This window comes from Enterobacter sp. FB (assembly GCF_000805795.1).
GTDB classification, from domain to species: Bacteria; Pseudomonadota; Gammaproteobacteria; order Enterobacterales; family Enterobacteriaceae; genus Enterobacter; species Enterobacter roggenkampii.
The window spans coordinates 67,343-83,394 of sequence record NZ_JSZC01000002.1; the positions used below are offsets into that span (position 1 = coordinate 67,343).

Here is a 16,052-nt window from a genome sequence, read left to right on the forward strand (position 1 = left end):
CACTTACCGCCACCACCAACGGTTTAATATTGATCCACCTTGTTTACTCAGGATTAGCTTCAGCTATAACCCCGGCCTTTCGTTTCTGCTTCAGTCGATAGCTTTCCCCTTTTATTTGCACGACGTGTGAGTGATGTAAGATCCGGTCCAGCATCGCCGATGTCAGCGCTGCATCACCGGCGAACGTCTGATCCCACTGCCCGAACGGCAGGTTGGAGGTCAGGATCATCGCGCTCTTCTCGTAACGTTTGGCGATGACCTGGAAGAACAGCTTGGCTTCCTCCTGACTGAACGGCAGATAACCTATTTCATCGATGATAAGCAGCTTCGGGGCCATGACACCACGATTGAGAGTCGTTTTGTAACGGCCCTGACGCTGTGAAGTGGACAGCTGTAGCAGCAGGTCCGCTGCTGTTGTGAAGCGAACCTTGATGCCCGCCCGTACTGCTTCGTAGCCCATGGCTATCGCCAGATGCGTTTTTCCCACGCCCGATGGCCCCAGCAACACGATGTTTTCGTTACGCTCTATGAAGCTCAGGGATCGCAGCGACTGGATTTGCTTCTGAGGAGCGCCGGTGGCGAAGGTGAAGTCGTACTCCTCGAACGTCTTTACCGCCGGGAAGGCTGCCATCCGCGTGTACATCGCCTGTTTACGCTGATGCCGGGCCAGTTTCTCCTCATGTAACAGGTGCTCCAGGAAGTCCATGTAGCTCCATTCCTGATCCACCGCCTGTTGCGACAGCGCCGGCGCTGCGCCGATAAGACTGTCCAGCTGGAGCTGTTCGGCAAGCACCATCAGCCGTTGATGTTGCAGTTCGACCATCATGCGGCTCCTCTGCAGAACGTGTCATAGATGGAGAGCGGATGATGCAACGGCTGCCTGTCGAAGGTCATCAGGCTTTCATCAACCTGCACGTCATACTGTTTTTTCTCCGGTGGCAGTGCCAGCATGGATTGCTGTTCCTCCACCCAGCGATCGCAGGGGCGGGTCTGGATAGTTTCATGCTTACGTTGATTGGCCACATCGTACAGCCAGCGCAGGCCGTAACGGTTTGCGGTTTCAACATCGACGGTGATCCCCATCGGACGCAGGCGTGTCATTAACGGGATATAGAAGCTGTTGCGGGCGTACTGCACCATCCTCTCCACCTTGCCTTTAGTCTGCGCCCTGAAGGGACGGCACAGGCGGGGAGAGAAGCCCATCTCTTTGCCGAACTGCCACAGGGAAGGATGGAACCGGTGCTGCCCGGTCTGGTAAGCATCACGCTGCAGCACCACCGTTTTCATATTGTCGTACAGGACTTCCTGCGGTACACCGCCGAAGAAGCTGAACGCATTGCGGTGACAGGCTTCCAGCGTGTCGTAGCGCATGTTGTCGGTGAACTCGATGTAAAGCATTCTGCTGTATCCCAGAACAGCGACGAACACATGCAGGGGTGACTTGCCGTTTCGCATGGTCCCCCAGTCAACCTGCATCTGCCGTCCGGGCTCGGTTTCGAAGCGAACGACCGGTTCTGCCTGTGCTGGCAGGGTCTGTTTACGGATGAACTCTCTCAGGATAGTAAGCCCTCCACGATAGCCCAGCTCCATGATTTCCCTGGCAATAACGGTCGCCGGGATTTTGTAGGGATGCGCATCGCTGATCCGCTTAGAGATGTAATCACGGTATTCATCGAGCAGTGATGATGGTGCCGGGCGTGGTGAATACTGCGGCTTTTCAGATTTGGCTTTCAGGTGGCTGCGGACAGTATTGCGCGAAATACCCAGCTCCCTGGCAATGGCCCGGATACTCATTCCCCGCTTGTGCAGGACTTTAATTTCCATACGAATCTCAAAAGTGATCATAAGCTCCCCTGTATTCAGAGGAGCAGATTAACCCCTGGATCAATTTTCAACCGCTGGGGTGGATCAGTTTTGCACCGTTGGTAACACCCGGCAAGGTAAAAACCTTGAAGCAGCATCCGCGCAAGAACAAAACGGCCATCAACATCGAATACATGAAAGCCAGCATCCGTGCCAGGGTGGAGCACCCGTTTCGCATCATCAAGCGGCAGTTCGGCTTCGTGAAAGCCAGATACAAGGGGCTGCTGAAAAACGATAACCAACTGGCGATGTTATTCACCCTGGCCAACCTGTTTCGGGTGGACCAAATGATACGTCAGTGGGAGAGATCTCAGTAAAAACCGGAAATAACGCCAGAAATGGTGGAAAAAATAGCCTAAATAGGCTGATTCGATGTGTTTGCGGGAAAAAAATCGGCCCAGATCCGCGAAATTTTAATCAGCGAGTCAGCTTGGGAAGAAATGACCTGCTTATTCGCACCTTCCTTAACTGATGACGAGCGAAGAACGCGAGGTTACACCCTTCTTCACTCTGGCTTTATTTCCAGAAGAAGGAATTGAATACGATTCAGTACATCAAGAATGTACAGTTTGTCGGAGCCCAACAGGATATCCAGAGCCATTGCCTGTAGTGCTGGCTCCTGAAGATCCAAACCAACAGCCTGAGCATGCAGGGCCAGTACCACTCGTCCTTCCGTTGAAGGCTTCTTTTTATCATCAATATAAAGGGAAAGAACTTCCTGTCTGGCATTTTCCTCAAGATAAGAAAGATCTCTGTCGCGAAGTAAACGAACTGCATGCTCGATTATCACGTCCATACTTTTCTCTCCCTAAAGAACTTGGGTCGGAAATATTTCATCGTTTAAACCAACTTTTCGGAAAGTTATGTAATTTATCAGGGTTGCATGGGCTTGCCGGAACTCCATACTCTTCTTTATCCAGTAACCAACGAGCGTCTTCAATATCCTCGAACGAAATAACACCAGGTTTCTCCAGGAGGCCATAAAAAGCCATGAGCAACAAAGTACGGCCCAGATAGGGTGCAGGCATCGCTGATAACGCAATCTTATCGAGTTTACGCATCACACAATACTTTAGGTCGTCGTCGGATATGATGTTTCTGGAGGTGTATTCATCACTCAGCCATGCGGCCACATTCGTTACTTCACTTTTGACTTTTTCATTAAACTGGATCGGAAAAGTGTCCCAGGCAATATGTTGTGTCATCTGTTAACGCTCCATTCACATGCAATATTCATTTAATCGGCATATTGAGCTAAATCTTGAATGATATCGGCCAGAATTATTACCCATATAAATAAACAGGCTAATCATGAGGGAGCGTTCCAACACCCTTGCTAACAAGGTAAATTTGAGTTCAAAGTTCTAATCCAAAACTGGTTGAGCGCCGGCCTTGACGGCAGTTAAAAACTTCTTCTGGCTTGTAATACCTGAGACATCATTAAGGGGTCAGTTTGGATATCGAAAATTATTGTACGTTAAGGTGATTTTTTATACCCCTGGTCTGCGATAAGGGAGCTTGACCACGTTGACAGGCAGCTATGAGCGAGGAGCGGACCTTGATAGATCACCATAACTGTTGTCGGTTCACGAGATAATTTATCGTTACTCAAATTCAATTCTCGCTGACGACTGAGGCTAAATGGTCCATTTAGCATAATTGTTGTGGCAGAAAGAGATGCCTTTCTGCCACATGTGGGGTTAGTTTACTTTTGGAAAGTCCACCAGGGTGTCATTCACACGGTTGATCATATTCGTAAACAGAATCGCACTGACTGCACTGATGACTTCCACCACCTGCCGATCGCTAAAGCCTGCTGCCAGAAAACGACTGACGGATTCTTCTGGTAAGGTGTTGCGGGTCGTCACCAGCGTTTTTACAAATTTGACCAGTGCATCAATGTGCGGATCTTCCGGGAACTCTCCCCGGCGTAATGCCTGAATTTGCTCAACGCTGTAACCTGCCATTTTTCCGGTCAACGTATGCGCCGCCAGACAGTAATCACACCCTGAGACTTCACTGACCACAAGGTTAACGGCTTCAATTTCCTGTTTGCTCAACTGACTTTTAGCCAGCGTGGCGTTGTGTTGCAATGCATGACCTAGAATGTCGGGGGCGATGCCAATGGTCTGGTAGGCATTCGGGACTTTACCCATCGCCCGTTTAATGGCGCTGAAGAGTTCTGCTGTCGTGCCAGTGGCATTTTCAGGTTGTACGGAAGTTAAACGGCTCATCATTTTTTCCTTTCAGTTTAAGGGTTTCGCCGTATCGGCGATGAGCACATAATAGAGCGCAGCCGGCGGGCATGCAGGCCGTATCGTCTCGATTATTTGTCTTATCGTCTCAGGAGTCAGAGTGGACAATCTCAGCCGCTTGCTTTCCTTACTGGCACCAACATGTAGCGTCAATCTTCACTGTCGTTTTACCGGGCGCTGGGATGCCGACCATCCGCAACAAGCCGCCGGTATTGTGCCTTGGCACGTCATTCTTCGTGGCGAAACCCGGCTGATTGTTGGGGGGAAGACGTTCGACGTGCGTGCGGGTGATATCATTCTTTTCCCGCACGGATCGCCACATTTACTGCAAAGTCTGGTGGACTGGGGGCAGGTCGTACCTGCTCAGGTCAACAATAATGGCATCGTCACTGAAGTGTGGACGGAAGGACTGGGGCCTGCGGTCGAGGTATTGTGTGGCGAGTTTCATTTCGGGCCGGGTTATCGCTGGATGTTCGCCGATGAAACAACGCTGATCCATCTCCATGCCGATGAGCAACACGATGTCCCTGAACTGGAAACACTGCTGGGTATGCTGGTACGCGAAAGTCTTGGCGGTTTGCCGGGCAGTACGAGTATCGTGAAGGGGCTGGCAGATACGTTGCTCGCGCTAATCCTGCGTATTTTGCTGTCGTTGCACGAGCCTCCCGCGGGTGTGTTACGGCTGCTGAGCGACACACGTCTTGCTCCCGCCATACTGGCCGTCATCGCCGATCCTGCGTCGCCATGGACGATGGAATCGATGGCGAAACGCTGTTTTCTGTCCCGTGCCACTTTCGCCCGCCACTTTTCATACAGCTATCATCAGACGCCCCAGGTCTGGCTCAACCAGTTACGTATGGTGCTGGCGGCAAGACTGCTTTCAGAAGAGAAAAACCTGACAACGGAGAGAGTAGCCGAACAGTGTGGTTTTTTGTCGCTGTCGTCTTTTTCTAAAGCGTTCAAAAAAACCTGGGGCATAACGCCTGCTCTGCACCGTAAACGTGGGTACAGCACAACGATCACTGGCAACGAGCCCACCGAGGTGGATAAGATTAACGGTCAACAGGCTGAGAATTAGACTGCAGAGATTAGCGAAGTAACCTGCAGCTCGGCCATACCGTCAATTGCGTGGACCAGTGTGTTGAACGGTGCTGCCTGGGTATGCTTTTCCAGCATCAGGGCTGACTGTCAGCGTTCAATCATCATAAACTGGTGATCATTTTCACGGTTCATGTACAACTGATACTGTAAACACCCGGGTTTCCCCCTGCACATCGTGTTCGACAGTTTTAAGTGCCAGAAGTACCTTTTCGCGTGCGCCCTGCCGGGCGGTAATAGTGGCAACAAGTGTAATATTATCGTGCATATTCGAACGTCCTTTCAGTGATAAACCAGGCGGCTAGCCTACGCTCATGGGAAAGAAAAATAACCCCATGAACCTGGTTAACACCTTCACTGGATGAGTGAAAACAGCCGTACGGCTTAACGCCCTGCGCGAAGCGACTGAGGTGGAATGCCATACCCGCGAATAAACACCTCCCGCATATGCCGTCTGTCGCGAAAACCGGACTCGCGGGCAATGGCATCCAGTGACAGGCGGCTTTGCTCAATCATCAAGCGCGCGGCCTCAAGCCGCAGCCCTTCAATTGCTTTCGCCGGAGATTTGCCTGTCTCCTGACGAAACAGGCGGCTGAGCTGGCGAGCACTGACATGCACCGCATCGGCAAGCATTTCCACCGTCAGCGTTTTGCGCAGATTGTGGCGGGCATATTCCAGCGCCGTTTGCAGGCGATCTGAGCGCGGTGCCAGAGCAAGCATTTCCGAATGCTGTTTCTGACCGCCGGAGCGACGCTGATTCATCACCAGGCGATGCGCGACCGTACGGGCAATATCTGCACCGAGATCTTTCTCCACCATACCAAGCGCCATATCCAGCCCCGCGGTCATGCCTGCAGACGTCCAGATAGTGTCATCAATAATAAAAATACGATCATCTTCAAGCTGAATCGTGGGATGCCGCGATGCCAGGCTCTGTGAGTGTGCCCAGTGCGTGGTGGCACGTTTTTGCTCCAGCAGGCCAGCCTGTGCCAGCACAAATGCACCGGTACAGACTCCGGCAATCCTGCGTGCCTGACGGGCGGTGGTTTGCAGAAAATGAATCACGCCGGGGCTGGCGGGATCCTCAACAGGTGAAAGCACGCCTGCTACCAGCCAGGTATCTACCAGAGTTTCCTCAGTCAACTTCGTCGAATCCACGCCGATACCCGAAGAAGAACGTACGGTTCCTCCGTGTTCGGAGTAGACCACCGGCTGGTAAAACGGATGTTCAGCCACCAGATTGGCAAACTCAAATACCGTCAGCGTAGACAGCGCCAGCATCTGAAAATGATCGGCAATGATTAATCCTATACGGTGCATTGGAACTCCTTTATGACAGGCGGACTGATTGATATTCCGCGGAGCGGGCCCGTAACCGCTCAGAGGTCCACAGGCTGGCCAGTGCCAGCAGCAGGAACATTACTGAGCTTATCATTACACCGTAAAAACCCGACAGGGGATAAAGCCATGATGCTACCGCCGATCCAAACCCAATGCCGCAGAACATAAAGGCGCTGGTTAATGCCAGCGAAATTCCACGCGTTTCTGCGGTCGAGATCTCCACAATACGCCGCTGTTGAGTGGGCCATAACAGGTCAGTGGAAAAGGCCCAGACGACCAGCAGGAGATACAGCAATGACAGCTGAGCAGGCAGTAGCATGACGAGCAGCATATCCGTCACCAGTAACATCAGACCGGTAACCAGTAAGTGTTCCGCGCTGAAGTGGCGTGCTGCACGGGCAACAAAAAGATTCCCCACAATACCCGCCGCACCGATAACAGCCAGAGCGATAGAGATAGCTGATGCATCACCTTGCCAGCGATCGCGGATCATCGGTGAGATAAAGGCGTACATATCGTACACACCAGAGGTGATAAAAAAGACGACCAGAAAAGCGGCCAGTGATTTGCCCTCTTTTAGCACCACACCGACCTGGCGTAAGCGGATATCAACACCTTTGACGACGTCCGGTACCAGCAAAAAAACGGCACCTGCAGTGAGAACACTCACCAGCGCGATAAGCGTGAATAGCATACGCGCACCCCAGACAGTGGCCAGCCATGCCGCCAGCGGAATACCGACCATACTGGCCATAGATACACCCAGCAGGATCATGGCAATAGCACTGCCACGCTCCTCAGGGGCGACTAACTCTGCACCGAGCGCAATCAGTACCGGCCCGATCAGGGAGGCACCCAGACCCATTACAATCCGCGAAGCCACCAGTACTTTGTAGTCCGGCGCGATGGCAAAAATCAGGGCTCCCAGCCCAAATACCAGCATGCCTGCCAGCACCTGTGCTCTGCGCATGAACTTGCCGAACATAACCTGCGCCAGCGGCGCGCCCAGTGCAAACGTCAGACCGAAAATGGAGAGCAGGCGGGCACTTTGAGCGTCGCTGATGCCCCATTCCTGGGAAATGGGGACCAGACTACCCGCCACGGAAAGCGAACCGGTCGCCTGAATAAAATAGGCCAGGCTAAGCGCCCATAATGCACGCTTTTGAAATGCTGACAGGTGATTTTGCATCATAAACTCCAGAGAAGGGGCAGTTGCCTGCCCCAGAGCAGGTCAGGCAACCGGTATTGGGTTATCTACCATTGACTGATTAAACGCGTTCACCATCTCGTGTTCATTAGCACCCTGATTCGCACGGGCTGGCAGCACACTGTCGACAATCGCTTCAATGGAATCTGTCGCCAGTTTTTCAAAGGTCTGCTGGATAAAATCGGCTAATGGCATCGCACGTGAATCACCGCTTTTGTAGATCAAATCGGTATCGACCCAGGGGGGTGAAATTTCAATGACCTTCACGCCGGCATCGCGCAGTAGAAAACGCTGCGACAGGGTGTAAGAATGAATCGCGGCTTTAGTGGCTGAGTAGAGTGCATTCGTCACCAGGGGTAAAAAAGCCAGAATCGAACTGTTGTTGATCAATACTGCATCCGGTTGTTGTTTCAATTGCTCAACAAAAGCTGAACTGACCCGAACAGTGCCCAACAGGTTGGTATTCAGTAAGGTGGTGGCCATATCGTCATCCAGTTCGGCAGCAGCGTTATCGAAGGGCATAATGCCAGCGTTATTGATTACCACATTCAGTGCCGGATAGCGGGAGAGCACCTCTTTCGCCGCCGATTTAATGCTGGACGCATCGGTGACATCCAGTACCACGGAATCCATCCCCGGGTTGGCCGCCGTGACCGTGTCCAGAAGAGCCTTACGACGGCCTGAAATGATCACCTGATTACCCAGTTGATGAAATTTTTCTGCCATTGCGCGGCCAATACCTGACGTGCCGCCAGTGATAAAAATCGTGTTTCCTGTCAGTTTCATAGGGTTATTCCTGTTGGCAAATACAATGTTAGTGAGTCAGTCCGGTGCGATAACGGCTGGCGGGTACATTACTTGAGAGGTGCGGGATCATGGCCTGCCGATTCCGCTCCATGGCTTGCCAGTAAGCGTCGTTATGCAGTGAGGGGATGGTGACAAGTTCCCCGCTAAGAAAACCCGCCAGCGCCGCATCCACCAGGTCGTAAGCACTCATGACTATTGACTTATCGAGTTGTTCAAGGGGTAAACCGCCGTTGTCCCAGAACGGTGTTGCTGTCGCTCCCGGCAGCACGGCCTGAATGTGAATGCCCTTTTCAGAGAGTTCATGATGGAGTGACTGACTGAAGGCCAGAACAAAGGCCTTTGTGCCGCCGTACACGCCGTTAAGCAGTTCCGGCGCAAGGCTGACAATCGATGAAATATTGGTGATGGCACCCACACCTCGCGCGACAAAACCAGGAACCACGCTGTAAGTCAGACGGGTCAGGGCGACGACATTAAGATTAATCATCGCCTGCATTTGATCGACGTCGCTAGACAACAAAGGCGTATGTGTACCGACTCCGGCATTGTTCACCAACAGGGTAATGCTGGCATCGGAGCGCAGTTTCTTCTCCACTGCTGCCAGCTGTTGGGCATCACCCAGATCGGCTGCCAGCACTTCCACACTGCGGGCGGTGTCCGCAGTAATGTGGCTGGCCATCTGATTCAGGCGGTTATGATTACGGGCGATAATGATCAGGTCGTATCCCATGCGCGCCAGTCGACTGGCGTAAACAGCACCGATGCCGGTGGATGCACCAGTGATGACGGCAGTGCCTTTACCTGTTTGTGTTGCGAGACTCATTGCAGACTCCTTTCGATCACCATTGATTCGATGAGAGAATCATAAGTGAGAAAGGGATGTCGTAAATGACGAATATGGTAGTTATTTAGGTCATTTCGTATTTCGGTTCGGGTAGTGGGAAGGAGAGAAAATGACTATCGGGCTGCGGGTTCATTTCAGACACATAAGCCTGCTTACTGTGTACAGTAATGTCCGCACCTGGCACACAGTGGACTTTACTTACATAGATGATGCGTCAGGCTGCTAGTCACAGAGCGCTAACTATTACGCCATGACTGCAAATCAACACTGTTATTTCAGCTTTTCAGGAAGATGTATTATTTTTATGAAGCGCTTGTATCCGGCAAACCTGTGACGCACTGTAGCCCGTAGCATCAGCCGTTTCCTGGATACTCAGTTTCTTTACCTGCCGGTAGTACAGGACTTTCTGATGTCGCTCCTGATCGGCCTGTTTACCCCGGTATTTCCCGAGTGTATGTGCCCGTTCAATTCCCTGCTTCTGGCGCTGGCGGCGGCTCAGCCAGTCCTTATGCGACATCGCGGCCATCAGGTCGATGAGCATATTATTGATGGCGGTTATCACGGCGCGGGTGATTGGGTCAGCCTGCGAGGGGTCTTTATCTGACAGCGCCTGCCATGAGGTGGGCACATCCAGGCTGACAATCCGCAGCTCGTGTTGTTCTATCTGCTTTTTCAGCGTCATCCAGTCACTGTTGCTCAGACGGGTCAGGCGGTCTATCTGCTCGACCAGTAAAATATCATTGCGATGGCTGTCCATCAGTAAGCGTCCCAGCTCAGGGCGGTCAAGTTTTGTACCGCTGATGTTTTCCCGGTAGTAACTGGCTATTTTATGTCCCCGTTCCTGAACAAACTGCTCCAGCATCTCTTTTGCCCGATCGGCGAACTGATCTTCCGTCGATGCCCTTAAATAAGCTCTGATGAACATTTTTTCACCGTATTATCGCATTTAGGTTATTGCATTTATTCTATCGCATATAGGTTATGTCATTTATCGTGTGCCGTCACGTTTTGGTTATGGCGTCAGGGTGTACCCTTATGCGATAACCATTTTTGTTAAAAATACCGCATCAAATAATTTACGAGGGAAACTATATGGCAAGGAGGCAGATTCTTTCTCTGTCGGAAAGAGAATCATTACTGGCATTACCGGAAGATGAGTTAACGCTGACCCGGATGGCGTATTTCAGTGAACATGATCTTGCACTTATCAGTGCCCACCGTAAACCTGCCAGCCGTTTTGGTTTTGCCGTCCTTCTTTGCTATCTGAAAAATGTCGGCTTTGCCCCGGATAAAAAAATCCTACCCTCTGATGCGCTGCTGAAGCATATCGCCGGCAGGCTAAAACTTACCGGGGATCTCTGGCCTGCTTACCTTTCCGGCAGGGAAACCACGCGACGCGAACATTTAACTGAACTGTACCGCTATCTTGGCGTAAAAGCGTTTACCGGCAAAATACAGCAGGACTGTATTACACACCTGCTGCCGATGGCGACGCGCACCAATAAAGGTATTCTTCTGGCCGAAGAGCTGCTGGTCTGGCTCCGGAAGAACAACGTGATAATCCCCGCGATTGATGTCGTGGAGCGTACCTGTGCGGAGGCCATGGCAGGCGGCGATAAAATCGTATTTCAGACCCTGAATGCCCCGTTAACTCAGGCTCACAGGGATGCGCTGGATCGTTTACTTGAGTCATCGGATAATCAGTCTTCCAGGCTGACATGGCTTCTGCAACCGCCGGGTAAAATCAATGGTAAGAACGTGCTGCAACATCTTGATCGGCTCAGCAGCATTGAATCGCTGGCATTACCGGAAGGCATAGATCGTACCATTCACCAGAACCGGTTGCTGAAACTGGCGCGTGAAGGCCGAAAGATGAGCAGCCGGGATTTGACCCGATTTTCAGCAGCCCGGCGTCATGCGATCCTGGTGTGCGTGCTGGAAGAAGCCAGAGCCATACTGACAGACGAAGTGATTGAGTTGCATGAACGAATGCTGAGCAGCCTTTTCAGCAAAGCCAAAAGAACACAGGCTGAGCGCCTTCAGCAGACAGGAAAGCTGATCCAGTCAAAACTGAGGCAGTACATCGATGTCGGCCAGGCGCTGTCTGATGCCCGCGATTCCGGTGGCGATCCATGGCTCGCAATAGAAAACATACTCCCGTGGCCTGAATTTGTCGCCAGTCTGGAGGAAACACGTCATCTCGCCAGAAAAAATAATTTTGACCCACTGCATATTATTACTGAGAAATACAGCACATTACGGAAATATGCCCCGCGCATGTTGTCCGCTTTACAGTTAGTCGCAACCCCGGCAGCGCAACCTCTGGCTAATTCGCTGGTTGTGATCAAGGATATGTACCGGAAACAGTCACGTAAAGTTCCGGCGACAGCGCCGCTGGAGTTTGTCCCCGAAAGCTGGCGCAAGGTGGTAATTACACCCGCAGGTATTGACCGGCAGTACTATGAATTTTGTGCTCTCAGCGAGCTTAAGGGGGCGTTGCGCTCCGGGGACATCTGGGTTAAAGGTTCACGCCGCTACAAAAATTTTGATGATTACCTCATTCCCGAAAAGGACTTTGACAAACTCACACCGGCGCTGCCATTGCCCGTATCTGCTGATTTTCATGAGTACATTACCAACCGCATGACCCTGCTTCAGTCCAGACTTGAAGAGGTCAATGCCATGGCTGCCCTTGGTGAACTGCCCGATGTGGAGATTTCCGACAGGGGCGTAAAAGTCTCTCCGCTGGACAACAGCGTTCCGGCGCAGGTTTCACCGCTGGCAGAACTGGTTTACAGCATGCTACCGCGCCCTAAAATCACGGAAATTCTCGACGAGGTAAACAGCTGGACGACGTTTACCCGTCATTTTTCGCATATAAAAAATGACATTACCCGTCCCGATACCCGCCTGCTCCTCACCACCATCCTTGCGGATGGTATCAACCTTGGCCTGACCAAAATGGCAGAAGCCTGCCCCGGTAGCACCAAATCATCACTCGAAGATATTCAGGCATGGTACATCCGCAATGAAACCTATTCAGCCGCTCTTGCAGAACTGGTAAATGCGCAGGGAAAAAGACCACTGGCAGCATTCTGGGGCGACGGGACAACGTCATCATCAGACGGACAGAATTTCAGAACAGGCAGCTCAGGCCGCTACGCAGGGCAGGTTAACCCGAAATACGGGCAGGAGCCCGGACGTCAGTTTTATACCCATATTTCGGATCAATACAGCCCGTTTTACACCTGCATAATCAGTCGGGTCAGGGATTCAACCCATGTTCTCGATGGTCTGCTGTACCACGAAAGCGACCTGGAAATCAGGGAGCATTACACCGATACAGCTGGTTTCACCGATCATGTCTTTGCCCTGATGCATCTGCTGGGATTTGCGTTCTGTCCGCGAATCAGGGATCTCCACGACAAGAAGCTGTTTATCAAAGGGAAAGCGGACCAGTACCCGGCGCTTCAGTCACTGATATCAACTACCAGCCTGAATCTGAAAGAGATCGAAATTCACTGGCGTGAAGTGCTGCGTCTGGCGACCTCGATAAAGCAGGGAACCGTGACAGCATCCCTGATACTGAAAAAGCTAGCCAGCTACCCCAAGCAAAACGGACTTGCCAAAGCACTGAGAGAAATTGGCCGCATTGAGCGAACGCTGTTTATGCTCGACTGGTTCCGCGATCCTGCACTGCGTCGGCGGGTACAGGCGGGGCTGAATAAGGGTGAGGCACGTAACGCACTGGCGCGGGCGGTATTTATGCACCGGCTGGGAGAAATCAGGGACAGGAAGCCGGAAAATCAGAGCTATCGCGCCAGTGGACTGACGCTGCTGACGGCTGCGATCTCGCTGTGGAATACTATGTATATGGAAAGGGCGATCGATGCCCTGAAGCGTAAGGGACTAAAGATCAACGAACAACTGCTGTCGCATTTGTCTCCACTAGGCTGGGAGCATATCAATCTGACAGGCGATTACATCTGGAAAAGCAACCGGATACCGGCTTCCGGTAGGTTTCGTCGGCTGAGGCCCGCTAAAGTAGAAAGGTCAAAAAACAACCTTAACGTACAATAATTTTCGATATCCAAACTGACCCCTATGAAAGACATCAGAACCGGAGATCCAACGCTAGCGCTGCAAGTGGCTTATTTTGTGCCAGCGTTACTAAATGTTAAGTTGGGGATGCTAGAAAGTGCTATCCATCAGCAACTTGCACAAACTGTTGGAAGGATATCTTTCTATGATGAAGCCGTGTCTGAATGGTTTCATGGGGATGCGCGAAACGCCTGGTTAGAGATGAATATGATATTTGAAGAATTCGAGTTCACAGTTACAGATCACTATCAACCCGATGACAATAAAATTGTACGATTCTGGAGGGCAGATATGGAAACAGAGTATCCGCGCAGATTTGACTTATACAACGGAGATAATGGTGAAATAGATTGGTAAACTGGACATAAAGGTAATTCTGTCCAGTATCATTTTATGCTCCAATAAGCAATAATCAGAAAACCTCCGCAAATCAGGATTCACTAATGTACAACGATGTAATTACAGCTCTTTCAGGAGCAAGGACACTCAAAGATCACATTTCTAAGTTACAGAAAATACTGGATACGCCCCCTGTAGATCCAGCACTTGCAAGTGCGCTCAGGGCAGCTATTACTGATTTAATGCCTGAGCAAGCGCTAGCAATTAAGAAAAAACTATCTAGCCAAACAATCCGGCTGGATAACGCTCGTATAACGACTGTAAAGCAACTCTACACGTACTGTCACAAAAAGGCACTTACAGGTCTGCCACAATGGGTGATAGCCGCACAAAGCGCAGGGTGGACACCACCAACACCATAATAACAATATGGTCGCCATTACCTTTAGTATCATTTGATACCTATAAAATCTGTATTTAGTTCCTTACGCCCTATTATTCATGTTTTATTGCTCAGATGATTGGTATCAAATGATACCAATCGTTAAAATCAGCCCCCGCTGACAGCATCTGGCAGTGAGTGCTGGCTACCTATCATTAATTCCCGCACCACTTGGACGCTCCCGTCATTCTGTCCAGCATAGTGAAAATCAGAACTGAGCTATTACCACTCTTGTCTTTCCTTTGGTATCTTTCCCCTCAAGATCGTCTATCACACCTTTCGGGTTATTCACCCAACCTTCAGGGTCGTACACAAAGCAGACCAGCGTCTCACAGTACGGGTGTGCACGGTAACGGGCCATATCAATGAGCAGCTCCTCTCCAATTTTATTTGCCCCTAGAGACCGGCGAGTTTTCTTCACCTCAATGACTATCTTCTCCTTCTTCAGAAGAAAGTCCTGTCTGGATGAAGAACCTGCGAAGCTAGGCGAAGCCTCTTCGGGTCTGATGTCATCGAAATGCAGCGTCAGAAGCGCATGAACCAGATCCTGAACGTCATACTCGTCGTTCACCTCAATGGTTTTTCTGTCGTCATGTCGCTTTTTCAGCTGGCGACAGAACGCTGGAAACCTTTCAAGCACGTTAATTATCAGATCTAATCTGTCAGTTTCTTTAAATACAGGATTTGAATTCAGGGGGAGGGCATAAGCCAAGTCAGCTTTAGCTGCGTCGAAGGCCGGTTTTAATTGCATGGTAAGAACCTCATAGTTCGAGGCATAAAACCCTTTCTGAGCCTTTATAAAGTCATTATAAAAATCTGAATCTTTTCCGTAGCTGTCTTCAAGTAACTTTTTAACCCGGCCAATCCATGTCTTGTACTTTCCTGAATCAACATACATTTTGTTTACGTTCAGCATTGAGCTGAAATGCATAGATTTGGTTGATAAAACGTCCTGATAGTCTTTTTCAAGTGAGTCAAACCGTTCTGCTAAAGTCTTTTGCATCATAGTGCCGTCCATGTTTCTCTATAGCTGGATACGTCAGTGATACTCAAATTCTACCATGTTTTTCACTATCCTGACTCACACTGGACACTCAGTCAATTTCGTCCAATGCCGATAGCTACGCAGGAACTTGCCTTGTATACTAATCGGATAGTAACGTAATACAGCTAACGGTTGAGTACATGTCAAACGCGAATGATTAGGATGACTCCGCTATGTATTATTATAATCTCGATATTGACGAAAATGATGTGTTTATCTTCGAGCGATTTGACAGGAGCAATTGCAGTTCTGAGGAATGGTATTTCAATGATGACTTGTTCTTTAATCCTTCGGCCCCCACAGACGAGGAAATTGCTCTCCTTGATATGATTTATGCACACAAAACAAGTATTAAAACCGTGTGGATTGAATTTCAGGAAGTCCGTTTTCTTCAGAGCTTAAAATAAATGACAGCTCCACGCTTCCCAAATAACAAAGGTATTAAAAATGTCAGAACGTGAATTATGGTTAGCGACAGAAAACCAAATAGCCGCAAGAGCATGGAATATGATTAAAAGAATCAGTAAGTTAAACGAACCATTTGAATTAAGACCGTACCATCAGGTTCCGGGCTATATCGAATATATATTGCCATCAAGTATAGAATTTTTAGTGGTCAACAAATTCTTAGAACCACAAAATGAACTAAACATGTTTGTAAGATCGCAAAGCGGTGACGAAAGATAAACTGATATATCAGGCTCCTAAAT

The 16,052-nt window shown here is 50.2% G+C and carries 16 protein-coding genes and 2 pseudogenes; 6 read left to right on the forward strand and 12 right to left on the reverse strand.

Annotated features, from left to right (window positions below; translation table 11 throughout):
• Nucleotides 1–43: 43 nt before the first annotated feature.
• Both istB and istA read right to left on the reverse strand, forming a co-directional pair.
• Nucleotides 44–826 carry an IS21-like element ISSen3 family helper ATPase IstB gene (gene istB / locus PI91_RS00445; protein WP_001531258.1) on the reverse strand — a complete coding sequence of 261 codons (783 nt, stop codon included), beginning with the start codon at nucleotides 824–826 and terminating at the stop codon, nucleotides 44–46.
• Complete coding sequence (gene istA, locus PI91_RS00450; protein ID WP_000627495.1) at nucleotides 823–1,845, reverse strand: IS21-like element ISSen3 family transposase; 1,023 nt, start codon at nucleotides 1,843–1,845, stop codon at nucleotides 823–825. The genes istB and istA overlap by 4 nt, the downstream gene beginning before the upstream one ends.
• Before the next feature lie 86 nt (nucleotides 1,846–1,931).
• Between istA and PI91_RS00455 the strand changes: the two are divergent.
• Nucleotides 1,932–2,180, forward strand: a pseudogene (locus tag PI91_RS00455) (IS5/IS1182 family transposase); the annotation flags it as partial.
• A 188-nt stretch (nucleotides 2,181–2,368) separates the two neighbouring features.
• Here the strand turns inward: PI91_RS00455 and PI91_RS00460 are convergent.
• From PI91_RS00460 to PI91_RS00470, 3 genes are all read right to left on the reverse strand, one after another.
• Nucleotides 2,369–2,659, reverse strand: a complete 291-nt coding sequence (locus tag PI91_RS00460; protein ID WP_039265218.1) for a hypothetical protein — start codon at nucleotides 2,657–2,659, stop codon at nucleotides 2,369–2,371.
• Between the two features lie 37 nt (nucleotides 2,660–2,696).
• Nucleotides 2,697–3,068 carry a hypothetical protein gene (locus PI91_RS00465; RefSeq protein WP_039265219.1) on the reverse strand — a complete coding sequence of 124 codons (372 nt, stop codon included), beginning with the start codon at nucleotides 3,066–3,068 and terminating at the stop codon, nucleotides 2,697–2,699.
• A gap of 495 nt (nucleotides 3,069–3,563) precedes the next feature.
• On the reverse strand, nucleotides 3,564–4,097 hold the full coding sequence (locus PI91_RS00470; protein ID WP_039265220.1) for a carboxymuconolactone decarboxylase family protein: 534 nt from the start codon (nucleotides 4,095–4,097) through the stop codon (nucleotides 3,564–3,566).
• A 121-nt stretch (nucleotides 4,098–4,218) separates the two neighbouring features.
• On the opposite strand from PI91_RS00470, the gene PI91_RS00475 reads away from it, so the two are divergent.
• Complete coding sequence (locus PI91_RS00475; protein WP_231591592.1) at nucleotides 4,219–5,196, forward strand: AraC family transcriptional regulator; 978 nt, start codon at nucleotides 4,219–4,221, stop codon at nucleotides 5,194–5,196.
• Between the two features lie 144 nt (nucleotides 5,197–5,340).
• Here PI91_RS00475 and PI91_RS26315 read toward each other — a convergent pair whose 3' ends face one another.
• The 6 genes from PI91_RS26315 to PI91_RS00500 all read right to left on the reverse strand — a co-directional run bounded on the left by PI91_RS26315 (nucleotide 5,341) and on the right by PI91_RS00500 (nucleotide 10,340).
• Complete coding sequence (locus PI91_RS26315; protein WP_232764368.1) at nucleotides 5,341–5,484, reverse strand: hypothetical protein; 144 nt, start codon at nucleotides 5,482–5,484, stop codon at nucleotides 5,341–5,343.
• A gap of 116 nt (nucleotides 5,485–5,600) precedes the next feature.
• The gene (locus PI91_RS00480; protein ID WP_039265221.1) at nucleotides 5,601–6,536 is read right to left on the reverse strand and encodes a GlxA family transcriptional regulator; all 936 of its coding nucleotides are present in this window, start codon (nucleotides 6,534–6,536) and stop codon (nucleotides 5,601–5,603) included.
• 10 nt (nucleotides 6,537–6,546) lie between these two features.
• Entirely contained in the window at nucleotides 6,547–7,746 is a 1,200-nt protein-coding gene (locus tag PI91_RS00485) for an MFS transporter (RefSeq protein ID WP_039265222.1), read from the reverse strand.
• 42 nt (nucleotides 7,747–7,788) lie between these two features.
• Nucleotides 7,789–8,550, reverse strand: coding sequence for an SDR family oxidoreductase (locus tag PI91_RS00490; RefSeq protein WP_039265223.1), 762 nt, complete (start codon nucleotides 8,548–8,550; stop codon nucleotides 7,789–7,791).
• A gap of 28 nt (nucleotides 8,551–8,578) precedes the next feature.
• On the reverse strand, nucleotides 8,579–9,394 hold the full coding sequence (locus PI91_RS00495) for an SDR family oxidoreductase (protein WP_039265224.1): 816 nt from the start codon (nucleotides 9,392–9,394) through the stop codon (nucleotides 8,579–8,581).
• Between the two features lie 304 nt (nucleotides 9,395–9,698).
• Nucleotides 9,699–10,340 (reverse strand): recombinase family protein, encoded by a 642-nt coding sequence (locus PI91_RS00500; protein WP_039265225.1) that lies wholly within the window; start codon nucleotides 10,338–10,340, stop codon nucleotides 9,699–9,701.
• A 167-nt stretch (nucleotides 10,341–10,507) separates the two neighbouring features.
• On the opposite strand from PI91_RS00500, the pseudogene PI91_RS00505 reads away from it, so the two are divergent.
• The 3 genes and pseudogenes from PI91_RS00505 to PI91_RS00515 all read left to right on the forward strand — a co-directional run bounded on the left by PI91_RS00505 (nucleotide 10,508) and on the right by PI91_RS00515 (nucleotide 14,277).
• Nucleotides 10,508–13,485 (forward strand): annotated as a pseudogene (locus PI91_RS00505) (Tn3 family transposase).
• Between the two features lie 34 nt (nucleotides 13,486–13,519).
• On the forward strand, nucleotides 13,520–13,873 hold the full coding sequence (locus PI91_RS00510; RefSeq protein ID WP_039265227.1) for a hypothetical protein: 354 nt from the start codon (nucleotides 13,520–13,522) through the stop codon (nucleotides 13,871–13,873).
• Nucleotides 13,874–13,959: 86 nt separating this feature from the next.
• Nucleotides 13,960–14,277 carry a hypothetical protein gene (locus PI91_RS00515; protein ID WP_039265228.1) on the forward strand — a complete coding sequence of 106 codons (318 nt, stop codon included), beginning with the start codon at nucleotides 13,960–13,962 and terminating at the stop codon, nucleotides 14,275–14,277.
• Between the two features lie 228 nt (nucleotides 14,278–14,505).
• Here PI91_RS00515 and PI91_RS00520 read toward each other — a convergent pair whose 3' ends face one another.
• Nucleotides 14,506–15,303 carry a hypothetical protein gene (locus tag PI91_RS00520; RefSeq protein WP_039265229.1) on the reverse strand — a complete coding sequence of 266 codons (798 nt, stop codon included), beginning with the start codon at nucleotides 15,301–15,303 and terminating at the stop codon, nucleotides 14,506–14,508.
• Nucleotides 15,304–15,789: 486 nt separating this feature from the next.
• On the opposite strand from PI91_RS00520, the gene PI91_RS25980 reads away from it, so the two are divergent.
• Nucleotides 15,790–16,029 carry a hypothetical protein gene (locus tag PI91_RS25980; RefSeq protein WP_141227227.1) on the forward strand — a complete coding sequence of 80 codons (240 nt, stop codon included), beginning with the start codon at nucleotides 15,790–15,792 and terminating at the stop codon, nucleotides 16,027–16,029.
• Nucleotides 16,030–16,052: the final 23 nt, after the last annotated feature.